The sequence below is a fragment of the Ornithinibacillus massiliensis genome, assembly GCF_018310345.1.
In the GTDB taxonomy this organism is placed as follows: Bacteria; Bacillota; Bacilli; order Bacillales; family Amphibacillaceae; genus Ornithinibacillus; species Ornithinibacillus massiliensis.
Map to the genome: position 1 here is coordinate 439,308 of NZ_JAGXBY010000001.1, position 22,119 is coordinate 461,426.

A 22,119-nucleotide genomic window follows, 5' to 3' on the forward strand; every position below is an offset into this window, starting at 1 on the left:
TTTTTAAATATATATGAAATAATGGATAGGCTTATCCTAGGTCTAAAGTATACTTATAAGTATTTCCAAAGGAGGTGGAGGTTAACTATGCATGATGAATCTAGGAAATTTTATTGATTGCTACACAAATATCAACATTGGAATCATTTTGACCTTTCCAAACTTCCATATCATATCCTAATGGAATGAATCGATTCTGCTGTAGCCAATTATTGTAGAGGAAATCATACGTTTTATAAACATCTGTTTTCGTACCTGTATGCTTACAATTAACATACATATTTTCTTCCATGGTGTAAAGCGTTGTATCATCTGGCGCCTCATCCATATGCTGAACCTCATACCCTATGATGAGGCGTTCCTTATTTAGAAAAGGATTAAACTGCTCCATCAAAGGATAAATATGAATGACGTATACATCATCACGTACTTTATTTGGTATTTTGTCGGAAATAGATTGAAGGCGTGAGACGGTATGTTGAATTGCTTTTCTTTCCTCTTCGTCGCTAAGTTGAGTTGGTAGGCAATATCCAATCAGTTGAAATGATTTTTTCTTAATTATTTTTGGCCCCAAATCGGTACACCTCCATATATTTATCCACCATTCATATTCTGACGACCCTCTAAATATGCATAAAAAGCTCGTCCTATTTGGAATGATACGCTCTTTCGTGACATAGAAATGAATAAAAGTCTATGTTAGGGGGTTATAAGATGGAAGAGGTACTAACGATTACGGAAGAGGATATGAAACGATATTATGATCTTAACCAGAAGAAAAAAGAGATTGAAAACGAGATGAATGGCTTAAAGAAAAAGTTTCATGGCGTACTTGATGCATCCTATGGAAAACAAACAAAAGGTGAGATACAGCGAGGGAATTATAAATTGCAGCGTCAAATTAGAACGGCAACCAGTTATGACGATAATGGTACGATTGAGAAGTTAGAAGAGCTGAATTTACAAGAATTTATTATAGAAACAAAGGTACCTGATACGGATAAGCTTGACTCCGCGATTAAACTAGGGCTCGTCGAGGAAGCAGACTTTAAAGAACACAAGAAAACACGAATCACCCAAACAATTGTTGTTAAAGAGACGTTTTCAAGTGAACAATAATGACTTAATAACTAGCTAGTAGAGATACTGGCTAGTTTTTATTTGCGTTCCGTTTGTTCAAAATTTGAAGCTGAACCATGTATAGCACCGGGTTAAAATTTACGGAAAATTCATTTTTAGTTAGCAATTACTTAATCTTACTACTTTACACTTGAGGTGAAGTTACTCAATTGATGGGAGTGAGACGATGAAGTTACTTATCAAGGTATTTGTTTCTCTTTCTGCAATCTTAGTTTATATTACTTATTAATTCTGAAGGTGGGTTATTGGTGGTGAAATACTTTTCCCAAATGTATGCATTAGATTGTAAATCATTTCATTATATCAATCAGTACTTCGATTATAAGCGTCTTAATACTATATTTCGTAAAATAACCCATATGGGTGGTGCAACGTTCACAATTTTAACCGTATTGTTACTGATCTTATTTACATCAGGTGTTGAACAAATGACGGCTATTGCTAGTGCTTTATCATTAACAATTAGTCACATTCCGGTTGCGCTTGTGAAAAAGCTGTGTCCACGTAAAAGGCCTTATTTAGTTCTTCAAAATAGTCGTGTGTTGGAAAATCCTTTAACAGACTGTTCATTTCCATCAGGCCATACAACAGCAATATTTTCTATTATAACTCCATTTATTCTACTGTTTCCGCTCTTTTCTATAGCTTTAATTCCAATAGCTTTTCTAGTAGCTATATCACGTGTATACCTTGGTTTACATTACCCTTCTGATGTCCTAGTAGGAAGTTTACTTGGCATAAGTTCCGGAGTGATCTGTTTTAACTTGTTGGTAACGAGTATAACTACTTTATAGAAATGGGGAGGATAAAGCATGAAAATCGCAATTTTTACGGATACTTTTGCACCAGATGTGAACGGTGTGGCAAAGACATTAAAACGGTTTACTGACTTTTTAAGTGACAAAGGGCTGGAATATAAGGTGTTTGCCCCCAAAAGTGCGAGTCAAAGTATGTATTCTAGTGATATTTATCGATTTAAAAGCCTCCCGCTTTTTCTTTATCCTGAATGTCGATTTGCGTTCCCGAATATGCTTCATGTGCGTGAAGAACTTATCCAATTCAAACCCGATATTATTCATGTTGCCACACCTTTTAATGTTGGGTTATGTGGCTTACATTACGCCAAAAAGTTAAATATCCCTCTAGTGGGATCCTATCATACTGATTTTGATAAGTACCTGGAATATTACGATTTGCAGTTTTTAACGAAGGTTTTATGGCGTTATATGCGCTGGTTTCATCGACCAATGCGTAAAATTTATGTACCATCTGTTGATACGATGGAAAACCTAAAAAAACACGGCTTTATGAATTTAGATATTTGGGCAAGAGGCATTGATTGTTCTACATTTCATCCTAATTTTGACCGGGAAGCTATGCGAAGGAAATATGGTATTAAAGAGAAGCATGTCCTTTTATATGTCGGTAGGATTGCACCAGAGAAGGATGTTATGCTTCTTCCGGAAATATATAATTCATTACCTGAACGAGTAAGAGAGGATGTGCACTGGCTAGTAGTAGGTGATGGCCCGAACCAAGAGGAATTAAGAAAAAAGTCCCCTGAGAAGATGACGTTTACCGGATTTTTATCTGGTCAGGTGCTTGCTCATGTTTATGCTGCCAGTGATTTGTTTGTTTTTCCTTCACCAACTGAAACATTTGGTAATGTTGTGCTAGAAGCGATAGCTAGTGGGACGCCAGCAATTGTGGCTAATGCGGGTGGTGTTCGGACGATTGTCAAGCATCAGAGAACAGGCATGTTATGTGAAGAAAAAGATATAGAGGGATTTGCTAAGGCTATTACAGAGCTGTTACTAGACAGGAAAAAAAGAAGAGAAATGGGTTTGAATGGCAGAGAGTATGCATTAACGCAAACGTGGGATAGTATATTTGAAGCACTATTAAAAGGTTATGAAGAAGCTATTGATGAAAAGCAATTGGCCGTTTTAGCGTAAAAGAGTATATAGTAGTCATTAATGGTCGCTTAATTTAGTAGCAATGGAATTATTATCTATCATCATTTCGGACGAGCGGATTTCTATTTTGGGAATAGCGCTCGTCTATTTATTATGTGCTGATTCTTTCATGTAAATACGTGTTAACTCTGATATAGATCAAGAGAAAGTGGCTCCAAAGCTTTATATAATTTTTCGGTATATACGGAACTGGAAAAATGTATCAAATCAACCCAATAAATCCTCGAATAGTACATGTTTTAAACGTTAAAAATAAATGACAAAGGAGCTATAGGAGGAGAGGCAGTTGGATAATGAGCGAGCAGAAAAAATTATTCAATCTGATGTATTTGTAAATGTGAATTATCATGGCATTCCCGTTTATATTCAGGAAGTGAATCATGATAAAGCGAAAGTTTTTCCACTTGATGCGCTTCATCATGAGCAAGAGGTTGATCTGGCGGGACTAAACGAATCTGGTCCTATTATACTGGAGGTGGATTAAGATGCACCGGATGAGAGCAGCTGATATTGCACAATCACCAGATATGAAGCGTGTGTGGTATAACGGCCAACAGGTGTATATTCAGCAGGTCAATGAAAATAATACAGCACGAATATTTCCACTTGATGATCCACAGAACGAGATGGATGTACAACTGACTAATTTGTATGAGTTGCCATAAGATGTAAAATAAAAAACCTCCTACATCTAGGAGGTTTTACCTTATGACATCCACTTTGGTGGAGTGTTTTTATCCCAATATATTTCACCTAATAGATGATGTGCTTCAAAATTATCATCTTTTAAGTGGTAGTGGAAGTTAAACCAGTACCCATCTTGTGGTCTGTTGTCACGTCTTACGTGGAATTTCGCGACATCTTCCTTAGTTAATTCATTGTATACATTAAAAATTCTTTCTCCATAGCCTTGTGATGGCTGTTCTGTAATGGAAAGATAGGATGCATCTTCATTTGCAAGAATAGTCTCTAATGCTTGTTCCATCTTAGGTAAAATGATCTGCGTGAATTCATCTTCTACTTTTTGGGAAATTTTAGGTCCAAATTTTACAAAACTTTGTTCTTTAGCCTTTTCCGTTAAGGAGCTAATGACATCTGTTTCTTCTTCAATTTCCGTGCGAATCTCAGTAGGAATGGCACTGCCATCATTCTCTTTTGGACGAACAACTTCATTATTGTCTTCGTCCGCAATTAAATAAGTAGGCGTATATAAACCAAATGTTACGATTGCGATTAATGCGACGGCTATTTTTCTCATCCACAGATTCATCTTTATTCCCCTCTTTTCTCCCTTACTTAAAAGTTTAGCATGATATTTTCATAGCTGTCTACTGAATAAAAGGTGCAATACTAAAAAATAGGAAAATAGACTTAAAATTTAATCTATTTCTAAGTGATAGGAATTTACAAACGATTTACATTTACAACATATCCACTTAATATTTGTCTCTTATACTTAAGTCTGTGAGAGGGGATAACCCTTAAATAAATATAAATTGCACTTTGGGGAGGACAATTTAGATGAAATTCAAAAAGTACTTGATGTTCCTATTTGTGGCTGCATTAGCAGTAATGCTAGTAGCTTGTGGGAATAACAATGATGAAGACAATTCTGACGACGACAAAGGTTCTGAAGAAACACCTGCAGAAAACGCAGATAACGGAACTGATACTGAATCAGAAGGCGATGAAGGTTCAAACGAGTTAGAAGGTAGTGTAGTAATTGACGGATCTGGTACAGTTTATCCGTTAATGTCAGAAATTGCTCTTGAATATATGACAAACGAACAACCAAATGTTTCTGTTGAAGTAAGCCGTGCGGGAACAAGTGCAGGATTTGAAAAATTCTTACAAGAGAATGGTACAGATTTTAACGATGCATCTCGCTACATTAAAGATGAAGAAAAAGCAAAAGCAGAAGAGTTAGGTATTGAAGTATTAGAAATGAAAGTTGCTCTTGATGGCTTAACAATCGTAGTTAACCCAGAAAACGACTTTGCTACTGAATTAACACCTGACCAAGTAATTTCAATCTTTACTGGTGAGTATGTAAATTGGTCTGATGTAAATCCGGACTGGCCAAATGAAAAAATTCAAACATATGGTCCGAACGAAAACCACGGAACTTATGAGTTCTTCTATGAAACAATCCTTGAAGAACAAGATTTAGCAAGTGATATTAATCTTCAACAAGAATATTCAACTCTAGTAACGCTAGTTTCTGAAGATGTAAATGCTATTGGATTCTTCGGCTTTGGTTACTACGACAGCAATAAAGATAATTTAAATGCTGTGTCAATTGATTTTGGTGATGGCCCTGTAGCTCCATCTCTAGATACAATTGCAGAAGATGGTGACTATGCAGATTACACTCGTCCAGTATTCACATATTTGAACGTTAACAATGCTAAAGAAAAGGCACAAGTTCTAGACTATGCTATCTATGTAATGGAAAACAACAATAGATTAGCTGGTAAAACTGGATTTGCACCAATTCCTGATGAGGAAGCACAAGCACTTGTTGATCAGCTGAAAGAATTACAATAATTGAATATTAACTAATCTAGATAACTTGTAAATATATACCATAAGATGAGGGCACCATATGCTCTCATCTTATTGTGACTTTTAGATTTGGAAGGAGAGCTGCAAAGAGATGGCAGCAAACAGTAAGCTTAAGCGCGATGATGCGATAGATGTAAAACGTATGATAGAGCAAAACAAGCAGTCCAAGAGCTTATCGGCAGTAACAGAAAGAGCTATTCCGATACTGTTATTCCTGTTTGCGATTATTACTGTTTTGACTACGGTTGGGATTGTATTGACACTGCTCTCTGAGACGATTGAATTTTTTAAGTTGGTTCCAATCTGGGAATTCTTTACTGGAACAGTGTTAAAACCGATTAGTCAAAATCCGGAATTTGGTGTGTTACCACTTATTAATGGGACTATTATTTCTTCCTTAATTGCCATGCTAGTGGCAGGACCTATCGGATTAATGGCTGCTATATATTTAAGTGAATATGCCTCTGATCGTGTAAGAAGAGTATTAAAGCCAATGCTAGAAATACTAGCAGGGATTCCTACCATTGTATACGGATTTTTTGCCTTCACATTTGTAACACCACTAATCCGCTCCATTTGGCCGGAAGTAGGGGCTACAAATATATTAAGCCCAGGTATTGTAATGGGAATCATGATTATTCCGATGATTGCTTCTTTGTCTGAAGATGCTATGTCATCTGTTCCTAATTCCATCCGCGAAGGTGCCTTAGGACTTGGGGCAACAAAGTTAGAAACGACATTTAAGGTCGTTATGCCAGCAGCACTGTCAGGAATTATTGCATCATTTGTACTTGGTATTTCACGTGCTATTGGCGAGACAATGATTGTTACAATCGCCAGTGGTAGTTCGAAAAACTTCACCTTTGATATTACCCAATCTATGCAGACGATGACGGCATATATAGTGGAGGTTTCTGGTGGAGAAGCCGCTGCAGGTACTACCGTTTACTACAGCCTTTATGCAGTAGCAATGACACTATTTGTCTTTACACTCATTATGAATTTACTTGCAAGATACGTCTCTCGTAAGTTTAGGGAGGAATATTAAGATGAAATATATGGATGCAGATAAAGTATCAAAGCGAATGGGTCCAAGAATCCTGAAGAATAATTTATTGAAAGGCCTTTTCCTATTAGCAACACTCTTTGGACTATTGGTATTAGCAATCTTAATATATCGCGTGGTAGTGGATAGTGTTGGTTGGATAGATTGGGACTTTTTAACGGGTAAATTATCAACAGACGCAGAACGTGCAGGAATTATGGGAGCTATTCTTGGTACTGTTTGGATGATGGCTGTGGTGGCACCAGTTACCTTGATTTTAGGAATTGGAACAGCTATTTACTTGGAGCTATATGCAAGAAAAGGGCGCTTTCAATCTATCATTCAAACAAATATTGCCAACCTTGCCGGTGTACCGTCAATCGTTTATGGAATCTTAGGATTAACTATTTTTGTACGTGCAATGGAGATGGGTAATATCGTGTTAGCTGGTGGATTAACGCTATCTTTATTAATCTTACCGATTGTCATTGTGGCAGCACAAGAAGCAATTCGTGCAGTTCCAGGCTATTTAAGTGAAGCATCATATGGAATGGGTGCAACCAAATGGCAAACTATCAAGAATGTAATCTTACCAGCGGCCTTACCTGGAATATTAACGGGTGCGATATTAGCGCTTTCCCGTGCAATTGGAGAGACCGCTCCACTTACTGTAATTGGAATACCTGCATTGATTTTACCGTTCCCAGGAGGAATCTTTGATAAGTTCACAGCACTTCCAATGCAAATTTACTATTGGACATTAGATTCATCCTTGGTAGCAGAATATGCAAACTTAGCAGCAGCAACTATAGTCGTTTTATTACTGCTATTGTTTGTATTGAATTCGGCAGCAATCTTTATCCGAAATAAGTTCCAACAACGTTTCTAAGTTAAGGAGGATATAGTCTTGAGTCTTTTAACAGTTAAGGAGAATAGTAGTATGTTAAATAATAGTGAAACCGTTGTGTTATCTCCTAGTCTTGCGAATAAAAATGTTGTGTTTGACACAAAGGAGTTAAACCTTTGGTATGGTGAGACACATGCTTTAAAAGATATTAATCTTACTATTAATGAAAAAGAGGTAACAGCCATTATTGGTCCATCTGGCTGTGGTAAATCGACCTATTTAAAAACATTAAATCGTATGGTGGAATTAGTTCCAACCGTCCGCACAACAGGTGAAATCAATTACAAAGGTAGAAGTATTCTAGATAAGTCATTCAAAGTAGAAGATTTAAGAACTCATGTTGGTATGGTATTCCAAAAACCAAATCCATTTCCAAAATCAATCTATGATAATATTGCCTATGGTCCAAGAATTCATGGAATCCGTAATAAAAAGATTCTAGATGAAATCGTGGAGAAAAGTCTTCGTGGTGCTTATATTTGGGATGAAGTGAAGGATCGATTAAAGGAAAATGCTTACGGACTTTCCGGTGGGCAGCAACAACGTTTATGTATAGCTCGTACACTAGCAATCGAACCAGATGTTATCCTAATGGATGAGCCTACCTCAGCGCTAGATCCAAAGTCTACATTAAAGATTGAGGACCTTGTTCAAGAGCTGAAAAAGGATTACTCCATTATCATCGTAACGCATAATATGCAACAAGCAGCCCGTATTTCTGATCGTACTGCCTTTTTCTTAAATGGAGAAGTAGTAGAGATGGACGAAACAGATACTATTTTTACAAAACCAAAAGATAATCGCACAGAAGATTATATTTCTGGACGTTTTGGATAAACTATATAATGAATTTCATCTTCCCCCTTTGATGAATATAGAAAAGACCGGCCAAAGTGCCGGTCTTTTTGTATGTATTCTAATATTTATAAAGTAAAAGCCTCAGGTCGTAAATCGTTTAGGATAATGTCTTTTCATAAAAATAATGCGGAATACATGATAAAACCTCTTATTATGTATTCCGCAGTTTAGTTCATCAAGATTATGATAGAGTTAACTACCCACTACTGTATAGTAAATTGCTTCGTGCTTTCTGTCAGTGATTTCGATATGTCGGTAAGCTTTAATCCGACCTCATGTGTATGTTCCATCTGCTTTATTTGACCTTCACTACTTGCAAGCATTTCTTCTGCGCTTGCCAGTGTCTCTTGTGACACCGATAGGAAGCCAAATGTTTCTTTTTCTAATGACGGTAATAGCTGCTCTAGTTCCTTTAATTCCCCTTGAACACCTTGAAGCTCTGTACTTACTTCAAATATTTCTTGCATCATTTCATCTATCGAAAACTTGGCTTCGTTAGACTTGATTAGTGTATTGGTTGTCTTGACTAACATATTTTCAAATTCATTTGTCGCGGTCTCGGTGACCTGCTCCATGTTAGAAATGGATTCGGTGATCTGTTCGGCAGCATTTGACGATTGTTCAGCGAGTTTGCCCACTTCATTTGCGACTACAGCGAAGCCTTTACCAGCATCTCCTGCGCGGGCAGCCTCAATGGACGCATTTAAAGATAGTAATTTAGTTTGTTCTGCAATGCCTTGAATCAGCCCAACTAGCTTATTAATGGACTTTGAATAGGATTGGACATGTTGGATTGTCTTAGTTAAGTGTTCGAACTCTTGCTTAAATGTATTGACCGTGTTAATTAACTCTGTCATATTCTTTTCACCATGTTGTGCGGAGTGATTCATTTGATTTGCACTGGAAAAGATTTCTCCCATGCTTTCAATCATTTGTTCAATTTTATCCTTCATAATTTTAAAGGACTCAGAACTTCCCTCTGAGCTACTTGCGGTTTGCTCTGCTCCTACTTTTACGGTCTGTATGGCATCGATTAAATCTTGACTAGATGCAAGTGTATTTTCGGACGATTGCTGTAACTCTGTACCAGTTTGTTCAAGGTTAGTGGTTGTATCTTTAATTTGATGGAGCATGGAACGCATATGATTAATCATAGCATTGTAGCTTTTATCTAAAGAGGATATTTCTGGGATGCTCGTATTTATTTCAGTGGAATCCTCTCGTAAATCACCATTTCTCACTTTCTTCATTTTTTCTCTTAAGATGGAAAGTGGCTTTGATATCTTATTGGTAAAAATAGTAATGACGAATGAGGATATTAGAATACCGATAAGAATAATACTAATCATAATGATAGCGAGTTGGTTAACTGGCTTCATATAGGTAGCGGTCGGTACGACTAATACATATTTTCCCTCAAGGTTACTAATCGCTTTAATACTTAATGTGAAGTCCTGTCCGTCAATTGAAGTATGTAGGATACCATCCTCTGCATTTAGTATGGTTTCTAGCAAGGAATCGGATATCGGCGGAAGGGTGTTATCACTAACTTTAAATGGAATGAGTTCATCATCTATCGTATAAAAATAATCGGAGACGATTTCATCATTGGTTAGCTTTGTTTGCTGGTCACGTACACTGATGTTAACCTGCTGCATGAAGTAATCATATTGATCGTCACTAGGATAGACAAATTTTAAATTGTCCACCAGATACTCCATTAATTCGGCTTCACGTACGAGTCTATTTTCAATTGCTTCCATTGTGGTAGTACGCGAAATCGTGTACGCACTTACACCTACTGCAACGACTGTGAGGGTTAAAAGAATAATGAATATCGTTAGGATACGACTTCGTAGGCTTCTTTCCCGTTTGTTTCGGCTTTTATTCTTATCAGAGCTGTTCAATGTAAAACCTCCACATTAGCATTCTAGTATATAGTAAATTATACCAACGTAATGTAAAGCCAATGTTAAATTCATGTGAATTTATAGTTCTTTAGACATAGGAATCAATTACCCGATGGTTAGGCGTGTGCGAATTGTAAATTGAAATTATTAACTCACGGATTAAAAATATTAATCAAAATGATAAATAATCTTAAAATAATTCATTTAATGTTTACAAAAATGCTGGGATTGTATATAATAAAATCAAAATAAGGAAAGGGATTATCATGACACATCCATTAATTACGCAATGTCCAGTTTGTAGCAATACATTAACCGTAACGAAACTTCAATGTAACCACTGTCATACGACAATTGAAAATGACTTTTCACTTTCCAAATTTAACCTTTTATCCAAGGAACAGCTAGACTTTATTGAAACCTTTATTGTTGCGAGAGGGAATATTAAAGAAGTTGAAAAGGAGCTAGGAATTTCATATCCAACTGTTAGAGGAAAATTAAGTGATATTATTCAAGCATTAGGATATGAAACTAGACAAAAGACCGTCCTAGATGAACGTGCAATTCTTGGTATGCTGGAAAAAGGGGAAATTACACCTGACGAAGCAATTAAAATGTTAAAAGAATAAGGAGGAGAATAAAGTGAAGGAAGAAATTTCAAAAATATTGAAGATGATGGAAGAAGGAAAGATTGATGCAGATAAAGCGGGTGAGTTAATAGCTGTATTAAAGGATAAAGAAGAGAAAGGGAAGTCTTCCAATTATCTCAATAAAACGTTAAAGGTTAGAATTCAATCCAATGAAAGTGATATCGTTAATGTTAACTTGCCAATAAGACTATGTCAGGCAGTATTGAAGGCTGGCCTCGGCATAGCAGCTAATATTCCAGAGGCAGAGAAATATGTAAAGGATATAGATATTAATCTTATTTTAGAAGCAATTGATCAAGAAGTAGAAGGTCAAATCGTCGATATCGTATCAGGAGATGGCGATAAAGTCGCTATATTCGTAGAGTAAGAGAATGATTAAAGTAACGATAAGAACGAGTAAGAATAGAGGATTTACCATTCCAGTACCCTACTTTGTATTACATCTTGGAACCAACATAATTTGTACGAATATGGTTTGGAAAAGGATTATAAGACGAACCAATAACTCCTATGACAATCATTCCACAACATTGACTCCTATTCATAAACAATTGATCAAACCACTTCTCAAACAAGTAATCAAAGAAGCACAAAATTACCGAGGCGAAACAATTGTGGAATTACGACAATCAGGTAAGGAAGAAATAACGATTAGACTATAAGGGAGATCGCCCATAACTGAGGGCAATCTCTCTTCGTTATTCCTCAAACTATTCTTCTTCTGTAGATTTCAATCGACGAAATACAACAAAGAAGTAAACCGATCCAATTAGATACAATCCTGCCGTTATCGTAAAGATATGTGCATACCCCCAATAGGAGCCGTACATCATCACTATCGAAGTAGATACCGGTCCCATAAACGCCCAACCAAGTTGAAATACCATTTGGTTAATCGAGTTCGCTAATCCCTTCACAGAATCATCGACTTTAGACATCATAAGTGATGACTGAATCGGGTTACCAGCATTCATAAGTGCCTGCCTGAATAAGAATCCAAGGCTAGCTAAGAGTAGATTTTCCGTATAGGCTGTTAACAATAGAAACGGAAGAGAGGAAAGCTGTAAATAAACAACGGCCCGAACTTCTCCAACCTTCTTTACTACAACTGGACCAATAAACATGGCAACCGCTGTAGCGGCCTGACCTAATGAAATGATTAGTCCAATCATGGAATTAGATGCAGCAAACCGGTCAGCGAAATATAGGTTTAAATAGGGAATGACAAGCCCACTACCAAACCCGATTAATAGCTGTGCTACTGCAAATAAAGCAATGACCTTAAAACCAGTTTTATTTACCTTTAAAAACTCTCTAAATGGTACTCTATCAACTTTCTCCACTTTAGGTTTCGGCTTCTCAACCATTTTAATAATGGGGAAGAATGCTACTAAATAAAAGATACTCCCAATCATTAATGTAAAACGAATAGCACTTAAATCACTGGTAAACAGTGAAAAGAAGTCCGTTAACGTACCACCAAGTAAACTGCCAACGACATTAGCCGCCGTCATAATAGCAGCGTGCAGACTAAAGAGATGAACACGTTGCTTTGGGTTCGAGTTCTCTGCGAGCCAGGGAATCGAAGAAACCTGAAGGAACGCTGTGAAGACCCCGGTAGCAAACCCTGTTATTAATAGAAGTGATTGCAGTTCTACTAAACTACGTAAAATAAGAATTAGTCCGGTAAGTAGCACGCCAAATGCCATAACTCGCTTTCTACCTAGCTTATCACTCATTATCCCAGCTGGAACAAGAATAATAGCCGTGGCTAGAGCAGTTAATGCAATGACTTGACCATTAACATCATGGCTAAGTCCAAGCTCTTGGATATAAATATTATAAATGACCATAAACATACCCATCCCGATTTGGGAGAAGATGTTGGCCCATATTGCTAGTTTAATATTTTGGTTGTAGGTCTTTAGCTGTTCAGACCATTCTTTAAGGAATATCGCCATTGTTATGTCGCCTCTCCTGGTATTTCGTGTCCCTAAGTAATATACAATCAATTGCGTGAAAAGTAAACGGAAGTGATGAGAATTTAATGAAAAAAATAAAAAAACCTATTGCCAATTTTCGCAAATTACGATAAATTATATATCATAAAGATATATATCAAGAAGATAGGTGTTAATATGGCGAAAACAAATCATACAAAATATGCAATATTAGGCTTACTAACAACAGGCTGTAGAACAGGTTATCAAATGAAGCAAATGATGGATACGAGCTTGAATCACTTTTGGAAAATAAGCTACGGACAAATTTATCCAACGCTGAAGCAAATAGTGGAGGAGGGGCTAGCAACTGTACAAGATATACCTCAGGATGGAAAACCAGATATAAAAGAGTACTTACTTACCGAAGCAGGGGAGAAGGAACTTCGTCAATGGCTCTCCTCACCATTAGAAAATATCCCAGTGGCAAAGAATGAAGTACTCCTAAAGCTATTCTTTAGTCGACATCAACCTAAGGAAACTACTATCGAGTATTTAGTGCATTATCAAGAAATTCTACAAGCACGACTTCACACATATGAGGGAATAGAGGAATTAATTCAGATTCATTCTATAGAGAAGGCGGATGCACAATATTGGCTGTTTACGCTAGATTACGGTAAGCAAATAACGGCCGCTGAAATTATGTGGTGTAAGGATACAATAAATAAATTAAGTTAAGGGGGAGTATTATGGGGCAGAAAGTATATCCGGGTAGATACACAACAGAAAATAATGAGGATGTCGTTGTATTTATTATTGGAATGAGGATTAATAAACGATGGGCATTTCGTAAATGGTTTCCTGTGTTTAAAGCTATGCCTGGCATGATCAGGGAGTTATATGAGAATAAAGACGAATTAGGCTTTCTTTCCATGGAAAGCTTCTATGGATTGCGTACAACTATTATGATTTCCTATTGGCGGTCAACAGATGATTTACTAGCCTATGCTAGGGGTGCTAAACATTTAGCTGCCTGGAGAGAATTTAATCAGAAGGTCGGGGATAATGATGCGGTCGGTATCTATCATGAAACCTATTCCGTTCCAAAAGGAAGCTATGAATCGGTGTATGGTAATATGCCATTATTTGGTCTAGCAAAGGCAAAAAAAAATCGGCTCATTACACCTGAGATCAGAACAGCTAAAAAACGATTATCAGCGGTAAAGACAAATTCTTCAAACTGATGATTTTGCTGGTAAGAAGGGATATCATAAACTTCCGCAAGATGTTTATAACTAGCTAGGATAAAAGGGATTAGCTCCCAATATAAGGAGCTAATCCCTTTTATATGAATTCCTAATTCTTCATCTTCGGATCAAGTGCATCCCTTAACCCATCTCCAACAAGGTTAAATCCTAATACGACTAACATAATCGATACACCTGGGAAAATTAATGTCCATGGTGCTAATTGGATAAAGTCACGAGAGCTTGCTAGCATTGCTCCCCATTCTGGATCAGGTGGCTGAGCGCCAAGCCCTAGGAACCCAAGTGCTGCTGCTTCTAAAATAGCGGTACCAAAGCTTAATGTTGCTTGAACGATTATCGGGGCAACACTATTTGGTAGTATGTGATGAAAAATAATTCTTCCATTCTTCATCCCTTGGGCCCTTGCTGCCATAATAAATTCTTCTTCTCGTAAACTAATTACTTTAGATCGTATTAGTCTACCAAATATCGGGATATTAACAATAGCAATAGCGATTAATGCATTTTGTAGTGATGCCCCTAAGATTGCTACAATTGCAATGGCAAGGAGAATACTAGGAAAGGCTAGTAAAATATCAAACATACGTGAAATGATCATGTCAATCCATCTTCCATAATACCCAGCAATAACGCCAAGCAACGTACCGAAAAGAAGAGCGCCTGTAACAGCGAAAAATCCAACCTGTAGGGATATCCGTGCCCCATAAGCGATTCTAGTAAAAATATCTCTCCCAACATCATCAGTACCAAACCAATGCTCACCAGATGGCGGTTGTAGGCGGTTAACTGGATTAATCTTATCGTATGGATAGGATGTAATCAAAGGAGCAAAGAGAGCAATTAAAATGAAAAATAGAATAATGATCATACCGGCTATTGCGAAATGATTTTTACGCAGCTGACGTAAGGAATCCTTCCATGGTGATATGGCTTTTATGTCTTCTTGTTCTGGTTGAATGGTATCGCTCAAATGATTATGTTGTGTGGATGTTTCATTCTTGTCTTGTAATTTCATGACCCGCCCCCCTTAGTAATTAATCCTTGGATCAATAAATTTATAGAGTAGGTCTACAACCAGATTAATGATCACAAATAAAAATGCAATAACTAAGATGCCGGACTGTATAACCGGGTAGTCCCGATACGTAATAGCCTCGTAGATATAACGTCCAACACCTGGCCAACTAAATATCGTTTCGGTTAATATCGCGCCACCTAAGAGAACTCCAGTTTGAAGGCCGATGACGGTTAGGACAGGGATTAAGGCATTTTTAAGCGCATGCTTATAAATGATTAAGAACTGGCCAGATCCTTTAGCTCGTACAGTTCTAATGTAATCTGACTTCATGACCTCTAGCATGCTGGAACGAGTCATCCTAGCGATAATGGCCATAGGAATGGTTCCTAAGGCGATACTTGGTAATACTAAGTGCTTTAATATGGTCACGGTCCTAGAAAAATCACCATGTAATATCGAATCCAGTACATAAAAATATGTAATTGGTTCCATTGGATCTCGATTATCTTGTCTTCCGCTCGAAGGAAACCAGCTTAGTTCTTGAGCAAAAATCCATTGCTCCATTAATGCTAGCCAGAACACGGGAATCGATACGCCAATTAGAGCAACTAACATGGCGAGAAAGTCAAACCACGAATTTTGCTTCCATGCACTAATAATTCCTGCATTCACACCGATAATGATTGCGAACGCCATCGCAAATAAGGTTAATTCAAATGTAGCTGCAATATAAGGCCATATTTCCTCAGAGATAGGCGTCTTTGTTTTTAATGATGTTCCTAAATCACCCTGAAGTAGATCAGATATATAAATGGTATATTGTACGGCATATGGTTCGTTTAGTCCCATGCTTTCTTCCAAGTCCCTTATGGCTGTTTCGCTTGCTGTTTCTCCTAAGATGACTTGTGCAGGGTTACCTGGTATTAGATGGACAATAGAAAATGTAATGAGTGTCATCCCGATTAAGACGGGAATGAGCATTAGTAAACGACGGACGGTATAGGAGAACATTCTTTCACCTCAGTCTTTTGGGAAATCCGAGTCTATAAAAGGGAAGGGTAGTAGAAAGTGCTACTACCCTTATCTCTGTTACATTAATTCTCAATTTCGACTTCTGCTAAGGATTCGCTTGTTGATGGGTGTGGTACATAATTCTTTACTTGTGATGTTGTTGCTAATACAGGTCTAGAGTGCACTAACGGAACCATTGGGGCGTCTTCTGCTATTAGGGCTTGTGCCTGTTTATACAGCTCAGCACGTTCATCTTGGTCTATAGCTACTTTAGCTGCATCAAGTAATTTATCCACTTCTGGATTAGCATAGAATTCACGGTTACTTGTTCCAACATTGCTACCGTGAAGTAAGCTACTTAAGAAATAATCAGGATCCCCATTCGTACCTGACCATCCCAGCATATACATTTGATGTTCCCCGTTCATTGTTTTCTCAAGATATGGGGCCCATTCTTCTCTGACAATCTTAGCCGTAATACCGATGTCAGCTAAATTACTTTGAATAATAACCGCAACAGTTTCTGGATCTGGCATATATGGACGAGCAACAGGCATTGTCCATAATTCGATTTCCAGTCCATCTGCATAACCAGCTTCGGCTAATAGCTCCTTCGCTTTGTCGACATCATATGGGTAGCCTTCTAATTCATCGTTATACCCCATATAGCTTGGAGGTAATGGGTTCTTAGCTGGTACAGCATACCCGGCATACAAGGCGTCTGCAATTGCTTGACGGTCGATAGCATAACTGATTGCTTGACGTAGTGTTTTATTTGTAAATGGTTCCTTTTCAACATTAAAGCCAACATAACCAAAGTTATTCTCTGCACGTTCGTGAAGAATTAGATTTTCATCTGTTTCAACACCGGCAGCATCATCTGGATTTAATCCATCCATAATGTCAATTTCTCCAGAACGAAGTGCGATAAGTCGCGCCGCGTTATCCGGAATAACCGTAAATACGACACGGTCTAATTTTGGCTGCCCCTCGACACGATAGTCTTCAAATTTCTCTAAAACTATGGAATCATCCTTACTCCAGCTGACAAATTTAAAAGGCCCAGTACCCACCGGATTTTCATTAATTCTTGAACCAAATTCCTCAAGAGCAGCTGGTGATGTAATAGCAAAGTAGGACATCGCCATATTCTGTAAGAAGAATCCTAAAGGTCGATTTAGGACAAATTCAATTTCATGATCATTGATGACGTTAATTTCTTTAATGACATGCCCCTCGTCTCCTTTGTACCCGCCAAACATCGTTCCGTACATGGAGTATACGTAGCCATCATCTGAAAAGGAATAATCGTGATCTGGATCTGACCAACGTTCAAAGTTAACCTTAACGGCCTCCGCATTAAACTCTGTTCCGTCATGGAATGTTACCCCTTCTTCTAAATAAAAGGTATAGGTTAACCCGTCTTCAGAAACTTCCCAGTCATGGGCTAACGATGGAACTACCTCAAAAGATTCCTTATCAAAATCAAGTAAACCTTCTAATACCTGCTTCGTTACCCTAGAGGATTCCCCATCTGTCGTACTACCAGGGTCAAGACTTTCTGAATCACCACCACGTGCAAAGATTAGAACTTGATCCCCGCCACCAGCTGCTGCTTCTTCGGTATCGTTTTCCTTATCATCTGTTTCGGTAGAGTCAGTATCTGCTGGATTGTCTGTTTCCTCTGGCTCATTACCACCACTACATGCAGCCAATAATAAAAGAAAAGCTAGAAATAGTGTGATAAACAGTGATTGCTTAAACTTCACATAAATTCCCCCTATTAACATTTTAATATTGTAATATTTCATTGCGCTGTCTCATTGTATAAATGACAGGCAACAAAATGATTAACCTCAACTGGTTCAAACTCAGGCCTTACCTGTTTGCAAATCTCCATCGCCACCGGGCATCTGGTGTGAAATGCGCAGCCAGAAGGTGGATTAGATGGACTTGGAACATCACCTTGCAATATAATTCTTTCCTTTTCCACATCCGGGTCAGGTACTGGTACAGCGGATAGAAGTGCTTTTGTATATGGATGTTTTGGTTCATCGTAGAGTTTATCTTTTTCCGTTAGTTCTACCAATCTACCTAAATACATAACACCTACACGGTCACTGATATGCTTAACTACACTTAGATCATGGGCGATAAAGACATAGGTTAAGTTAAATTGATTGCGTAAGTTTTCCATTAAGTTTAGAATTTGTGATTGTACGGAAACATCAAGTGCTGACACAGGCTCATCACAGATAATGAGTTTTGGGTTATTCGCTAGTGCTCTTGCAATACCTATCCGCTGTCTTTGTCCCCCACTGAATTGATGTGGGTAACGGGAAGCGTGATAGCTGCTGAGCCCAACAACCTCTAACAATTCCTTCACACGAGCTTTGCGTTCTAATTTGCTCATGCCATGAACTAAGAGAGGCTCGCTAATAATCTTTTCTACGGTATGCCTCGGGTTTAAAGAAGCATATGGATCTTGGAAAATGATTTGCATGTCTCGGCGTAGCTTTCTCATCGATTCGGCGTTCAGCTTCGTTACGTCCTGCCCTTCAAATTTTACTTCTCCATCAGTAGGTTCAATCAGGCGGAGTATGCTTTTTCCAGTTGTAGATTTACCACATCCGGACTCTCCAACGATTCCTAATATTTCTCCGGGGTTAACGGTAAATGAAATATCATCTACTGCCTTTACCTCGCCCACCTTTTTTCCAAGCACCCCACCACGGATGTCAAAGTATTTCTTTAAATGATTAACTTCTAATATCGGATTGTGCATCATGTACTACCTTCCTTTCTCCATCGTTTAATAAAAAGCACCGGCTGGAACGATTGTTAGCTAAGGAAAATAGTTCGGGAGTTTCTGTACTGCAACGCTCAAAGGCGAATTCACATCGATCTTTGAACCTGCAGCCGTTCATCCCCATCTTGGGTTTTGGAACCGTACCAGGGATGGAGTATAGTTTTTGATTTTTTTCATGGAGTTTTGGAATGGAGCGGATTAGCCCTTTCGTATAGGGATGTGTTGGATCTTTTAATATCTCTCGGGTGGTTCCTTCTTCTACTACTTGACCAGAATACATAACCACTACTCGGTCACAGATTTCAGCTACGACACCGAGGTCATGTGTAATCAATAAAATAGCAGTATCCTTCTCTTTATTTAACTTCTTCATGAGGTCTAGAATCTGGGCTTGTATCGTCACATCTAATGCGGTTGTTGGTTCATCGGCAATCAATATCTCTGGATCACAAGACATTGCGATGGCAATCATTACCCGCTGTCGCATACCACCGGATAATTGATGCGGATATTCGTTCATGACTTCTTCCGCACGTGGTATTCCTACTAGCTTAAGCATCTCAATCGACTTTTGGTTAGCTTTATTTTTAGACACCTTTTGATGGATTCGAATTGCCTCGCGTAACTGATTACCAATTGTGAATAATGGGTCTAACGAGGTCATTGGTTCTTGGAATATCATGGATATTTCATTACCTCGTATATCTTTGATTCTTTTCTTTGATGCTTTTAGAAGATCTTCATCTTTAAAATAGATAGACCCTCCTACGATTTTTCCGGGAGGACTGGGTACCAATTGCATAATCGATAGAGAGGTAACACTTTTTCCACAGCCTGATTCACCGACAATGCCAACTACTTCTCCCTTATGTACAGTAATACTTACACCATCTACAGCAGGAATTTCTCCTTGATCGGTAAAGAAGTGTGTATGTAGGTCTACAATTTTTAGAACTTCATCTGACACACAAGTAACCCCCTTTGGTAGTTGCTTTTCTAGACCTTTTTAAGTAGCATATTGAATTTTTGCTTGTGATATTACTAGGTGAGTAAAATTAGCTATAAAAAGAAAGGAAAGCATCATCGTCATGCTAATGCTTTAGCAATACTTATTCCACATAATAAAACAAAAACCCTTCTAAATGTCGAAAGATTACAATAATTCTTAAAAATGGACAGCGGTCGACATCGATGTGTCGAAAGGGGGATGTTGAGGGGATAAAAGAAGGACAAATGCCATTGGGCGCCATAAAGGGAAAGTAACAGTGATGTAATAGAGCTTATAAAAAGACCGCCTAAATGGGCGGTCTTAAGAAGGGTTCCGATATAGCTTTAAAAATTCCGGAATATATAAGATGAACGATAACGCTAGAAATACTCCTGTAATCAACATCAGGAGTGAGGCGTAGTGTGGGCTGATTTCAGGAAAAGCAATAAGGATAAATGCTGCAGCGTAAAATATAGCTGTAGAAACTTTTCCGAACCACATGGCCCCATCTAACTTTTTACCTTTTTTCAGAAGGATTAGTCCGTTTATACCCATGAACAATTCTTTCACAACTAGTAATAAGACTAGTATCCACATGTAGTCATACCGAAACATCAAGCACCCAACAATAGCTGCCTGCGTTAACTTGTCTGCAATAGGATCTATTGTTTTACCGAGTTCGGTTATTTGATTAAACTTCCGGGCGATGAGCCCATCGAACATATCTGTTAGTCCTGATAATAAAATGATAAGTGCTGCTACGTAATAATCGGACGTACTGTTTGCGGTTATGTAAATATAAACGAAAATCGGAATTAAAAGCAGTCTTATGTAAGATAGAATATTCGGTATGGACCATATTTCTTTTGCTGTAAGCTTCATATAATTTCCTCCTAGGAGCAGCTTAACTTAGATAGTAATTTGTCCCTATTGGTATTGTAATGGTTATGGATAATATTGGGAAGTAGAAGGTAACAAAAAAGTAGCATTGGAATGAAAGAATCCAAATGGTAAGGTTTTCATGATAAAGTAATAGTAGTAATTGGTTAGTGTATGACGAAATGGAATATAAAAGAATCATGTAGAAAAGGGTTATGCTTTAGTAAAGAAATATACGTGAAGTAGGATGGGTCCCGAAAGAATGTCTGTAGAGGGAAATGGCTTTGGATGGAGACCAATAAAAATGAATTTACATGAGTAAATAAAATAAAACACTTATTCTGCATAATTTACAAACCTTTTTGGGCATACTTTCCAATGTGGCTTTTTCTTGTGTTATAATTAATATATTAATTATCACTGAGTAAAGAAAGTAAGGTTGACAGTGCAGATTAGCTGTAATAAAATTATATTGAATTAAAGATATTTATAAGGATAACTATATCAGTTTTTTATATGGGCAAAGCCTAGTCTTTCAAAGATTGAACCATAGGAAATACATCTGTGGATGAGTTTTTGTTAAATCTCTTATAGAGAGAAAGGAAGTAATTACATGGTAACACTTTACGTTACACCAAGTTGTACATCCTGCAGAAAGGCAAAAGCATGGTTTCAAGAAAACAATATACCATACAAAGAAAGAAATATCTTTTCGGAACCGTTAACATTCGAAGAAATAAAAGGGATTTTACGCCTAACTGAAGACGGTACCGAGGAAATTATTTCAGAACGGTCAAAAGTTTTCAAGGAGATTGATGTAGACATTGAGCAATTACCAATGAAGGAGCTATATCAATTAATCCAAGAAAATCCAGGATTATTAAGAAGACCGATTATTATTGACGAGAAGCGTCTTCAAGTAGGCTATAACGAAGATGAAATTCGTCGTTTCTTACCAAGATCAGTTCGTACATTCCAGCTACACCAACTTCAAAAGATGGTGGACTAGATTAAATAGGGTGAGCACTTTTAAACAGTGCTCACCTTTTTTTTAAAGATAAGAAAAAAATTCCGCTTTGCCACAGTGTTTCTAGCTGTGGTATTTTTATGCGGATGGGATGGAGGCGGACAGTTGGTGCCCTATTTCGGTTG

The 22,119-nt window shown here is 37.7% G+C and carries 25 protein-coding genes; 15 read left to right on the forward strand and 10 right to left on the reverse strand.

The window, feature by feature from the left end; genetic code table 11:
• Positions 1-100 precede the first annotated feature (100 nt).
• Entirely contained in the window at positions 101-574 is a 474-nt protein-coding gene (locus tag KGF86_RS02165; RefSeq protein ID WP_186868104.1) for a GyrI-like domain-containing protein, read from the reverse strand.
• Between the two features lie 140 nt (positions 575-714).
• Here KGF86_RS02165 and KGF86_RS02170 point away from each other — a divergent pair, with 140 nt between their 5' ends.
• From KGF86_RS02170 to KGF86_RS02190, 5 genes are all read left to right on the forward strand, one after another.
• Positions 715-1,119: a hypothetical protein gene (locus tag KGF86_RS02170; protein ID WP_186868105.1), complete on the forward strand. Its 405-nt coding sequence runs from the start codon at positions 715-717 to the stop codon at positions 1,117-1,119.
• A gap of 266 nt (positions 1,120-1,385) precedes the next feature.
• Positions 1,386-1,934 carry a phosphatase PAP2 family protein gene (locus tag KGF86_RS02175; RefSeq protein WP_425516466.1) on the forward strand — a complete coding sequence of 183 codons (549 nt, stop codon included), beginning with the start codon at positions 1,386-1,388 and terminating at the stop codon, positions 1,932-1,934.
• 18 nt (positions 1,935-1,952) lie between these two features.
• Positions 1,953-3,095, forward strand: coding sequence for a glycosyltransferase family 4 protein (locus KGF86_RS02180; protein ID WP_211741036.1), 1,143 nt, complete (start codon positions 1,953-1,955; stop codon positions 3,093-3,095).
• Between the two features lie 307 nt (positions 3,096-3,402).
• Entirely contained in the window at positions 3,403-3,600 is a 198-nt protein-coding gene (locus tag KGF86_RS02185) for a small, acid-soluble spore protein, H family (RefSeq protein WP_211741037.1), read from the forward strand.
• 1 nt (position 3,601) lies between these two features.
• Entirely contained in the window at positions 3,602-3,781 is a 180-nt protein-coding gene (locus KGF86_RS02190) for an H-type small acid-soluble spore protein (RefSeq protein WP_211741038.1), read from the forward strand.
• Positions 3,782-3,822: 41 nt separating this feature from the next.
• Here KGF86_RS02190 and KGF86_RS02195 read toward each other — a convergent pair whose 3' ends face one another.
• The gene (locus KGF86_RS02195; RefSeq protein ID WP_211741039.1) at positions 3,823-4,386 is read right to left on the reverse strand and encodes a YpjP family protein; all 564 of its coding nucleotides are present in this window, start codon (positions 4,384-4,386) and stop codon (positions 3,823-3,825) included.
• A 251-nt stretch (positions 4,387-4,637) separates the two neighbouring features.
• On the opposite strand from KGF86_RS02195, the gene KGF86_RS02200 reads away from it, so the two are divergent.
• The 4 genes from KGF86_RS02200 to pstB all read left to right on the forward strand — a co-directional run bounded on the left by KGF86_RS02200 (position 4,638) and on the right by pstB (position 8,470).
• Complete coding sequence (locus KGF86_RS02200; protein WP_186868110.1) at positions 4,638-5,663, forward strand: PstS family phosphate ABC transporter substrate-binding protein; 1,026 nt, start codon at positions 4,638-4,640, stop codon at positions 5,661-5,663.
• A gap of 109 nt (positions 5,664-5,772) precedes the next feature.
• A complete protein-coding gene (gene pstC, locus KGF86_RS02205; RefSeq protein WP_186868111.1) occupies positions 5,773-6,729 on the forward strand; it encodes a phosphate ABC transporter permease subunit PstC in 957 nt (318 codons plus the stop codon).
• A gap of 1 nt (position 6,730) precedes the next feature.
• Positions 6,731-7,615: a phosphate ABC transporter permease PstA gene (pstA, locus tag KGF86_RS02210; protein WP_186868112.1), complete on the forward strand. Its 885-nt coding sequence runs from the start codon at positions 6,731-6,733 to the stop codon at positions 7,613-7,615.
• 51 nt (positions 7,616-7,666) lie between these two features.
• On the forward strand, positions 7,667-8,470 hold the full coding sequence (pstB, locus tag KGF86_RS02215) for a phosphate ABC transporter ATP-binding protein PstB (protein ID WP_246521300.1): 804 nt from the start codon (positions 7,667-7,669) through the stop codon (positions 8,468-8,470).
• Between the two features lie 224 nt (positions 8,471-8,694).
• Here the strand turns inward: pstB and KGF86_RS02220 are convergent, their stop codons facing one another.
• Positions 8,695-10,398 carry a methyl-accepting chemotaxis protein gene (locus KGF86_RS02220; protein ID WP_211741041.1) on the reverse strand — a complete coding sequence of 568 codons (1,704 nt, stop codon included), beginning with the start codon at positions 10,396-10,398 and terminating at the stop codon, positions 8,695-8,697.
• A 269-nt stretch (positions 10,399-10,667) separates the two neighbouring features.
• Here KGF86_RS02220 and KGF86_RS02225 point away from each other — a divergent pair, with 269 nt between their 5' ends.
• Genes KGF86_RS02225 through KGF86_RS02235 form a run of 3 tightly spaced genes read left to right on the forward strand, consistent with a single transcriptional unit; the run spans position 10,668 to position 11,713 of the window.
• The gene (locus KGF86_RS02225; protein ID WP_211741042.1) at positions 10,668-11,030 is read left to right on the forward strand and encodes a DUF2089 domain-containing protein; all 363 of its coding nucleotides are present in this window, start codon (positions 10,668-10,670) and stop codon (positions 11,028-11,030) included.
• Positions 11,031-11,043: 13 nt separating this feature from the next.
• Positions 11,044-11,418 (forward strand): SHOCT-like domain-containing protein, encoded by a 375-nt coding sequence (locus KGF86_RS02230; protein WP_211741043.1) that lies wholly within the window; start codon positions 11,044-11,046, stop codon positions 11,416-11,418.
• 4 nt (positions 11,419-11,422) lie between these two features.
• The gene (locus tag KGF86_RS02235) at positions 11,423-11,713 is read left to right on the forward strand and encodes a hypothetical protein (protein ID WP_186868116.1); all 291 of its coding nucleotides are present in this window, start codon (positions 11,423-11,425) and stop codon (positions 11,711-11,713) included.
• A gap of 48 nt (positions 11,714-11,761) precedes the next feature.
• Here the strand turns inward: KGF86_RS02235 and KGF86_RS02240 are convergent, their stop codons facing one another.
• On the reverse strand, positions 11,762-13,012 hold the full coding sequence (locus KGF86_RS02240) for an MFS transporter (RefSeq protein WP_186868117.1): 1,251 nt from the start codon (positions 13,010-13,012) through the stop codon (positions 11,762-11,764).
• Between the two features lie 177 nt (positions 13,013-13,189).
• On the opposite strand from KGF86_RS02240, the gene KGF86_RS02245 reads away from it, so the two are divergent.
• Positions 13,190-13,732: a PadR family transcriptional regulator gene (locus KGF86_RS02245; RefSeq protein ID WP_211741044.1), complete on the forward strand. Its 543-nt coding sequence runs from the start codon at positions 13,190-13,192 to the stop codon at positions 13,730-13,732.
• A gap of 11 nt (positions 13,733-13,743) precedes the next feature.
• Entirely contained in the window at positions 13,744-14,238 is a 495-nt protein-coding gene (locus tag KGF86_RS02250; RefSeq protein WP_186868119.1) for a DUF4188 domain-containing protein, read from the forward strand.
• 112 nt (positions 14,239-14,350) lie between these two features.
• On the opposite strand, the gene KGF86_RS02255 is transcribed toward KGF86_RS02250, so the two are convergent.
• The 6 genes from KGF86_RS02255 to KGF86_RS02280 form a co-directional block, all read right to left on the reverse strand.
• Positions 14,351-15,277, reverse strand: a complete 927-nt coding sequence (locus KGF86_RS02255) for an ABC transporter permease (RefSeq protein ID WP_186868120.1) — start codon at positions 15,275-15,277, stop codon at positions 14,351-14,353.
• 12 nt (positions 15,278-15,289) lie between these two features.
• Positions 15,290-16,291 carry an ABC transporter permease gene (locus KGF86_RS02260; RefSeq protein ID WP_186868121.1) on the reverse strand — a complete coding sequence of 334 codons (1,002 nt, stop codon included), beginning with the start codon at positions 16,289-16,291 and terminating at the stop codon, positions 15,290-15,292.
• Between the two features lie 83 nt (positions 16,292-16,374).
• On the reverse strand, positions 16,375-18,060 hold the full coding sequence (locus KGF86_RS02265; protein ID WP_343221404.1) for an ABC transporter substrate-binding protein: 1,686 nt from the start codon (positions 18,058-18,060) through the stop codon (positions 16,375-16,377).
• A gap of 38 nt (positions 18,061-18,098) precedes the next feature.
• Positions 18,099-19,076 (reverse strand): ABC transporter ATP-binding protein, encoded by a 978-nt coding sequence (locus KGF86_RS02270; protein WP_211741207.1) that lies wholly within the window; start codon positions 19,074-19,076, stop codon positions 18,099-18,101.
• On the reverse strand, positions 19,051-20,067 hold the full coding sequence (locus KGF86_RS02275) for an ABC transporter ATP-binding protein (protein ID WP_211741045.1): 1,017 nt from the start codon (positions 20,065-20,067) through the stop codon (positions 19,051-19,053). Before KGF86_RS02275 ends, KGF86_RS02270 begins: the two co-directional genes overlap by 26 nt.
• A 342-nt stretch (positions 20,068-20,409) precedes the next feature.
• Positions 20,410-20,970, reverse strand: a complete 561-nt coding sequence (locus KGF86_RS02280; RefSeq protein WP_186868123.1) for a CDP-alcohol phosphatidyltransferase family protein — start codon at positions 20,968-20,970, stop codon at positions 20,410-20,412.
• Positions 20,971-21,580: 610 nt separating this feature from the next.
• Here KGF86_RS02280 and spxA point away from each other — a divergent pair.
• Positions 21,581-21,976, forward strand: coding sequence for a transcriptional regulator SpxA (spxA, locus tag KGF86_RS02285; protein ID WP_186868124.1), 396 nt, complete (start codon positions 21,581-21,583; stop codon positions 21,974-21,976).
• Positions 21,977-22,119: the final 143 nt, after the last annotated feature.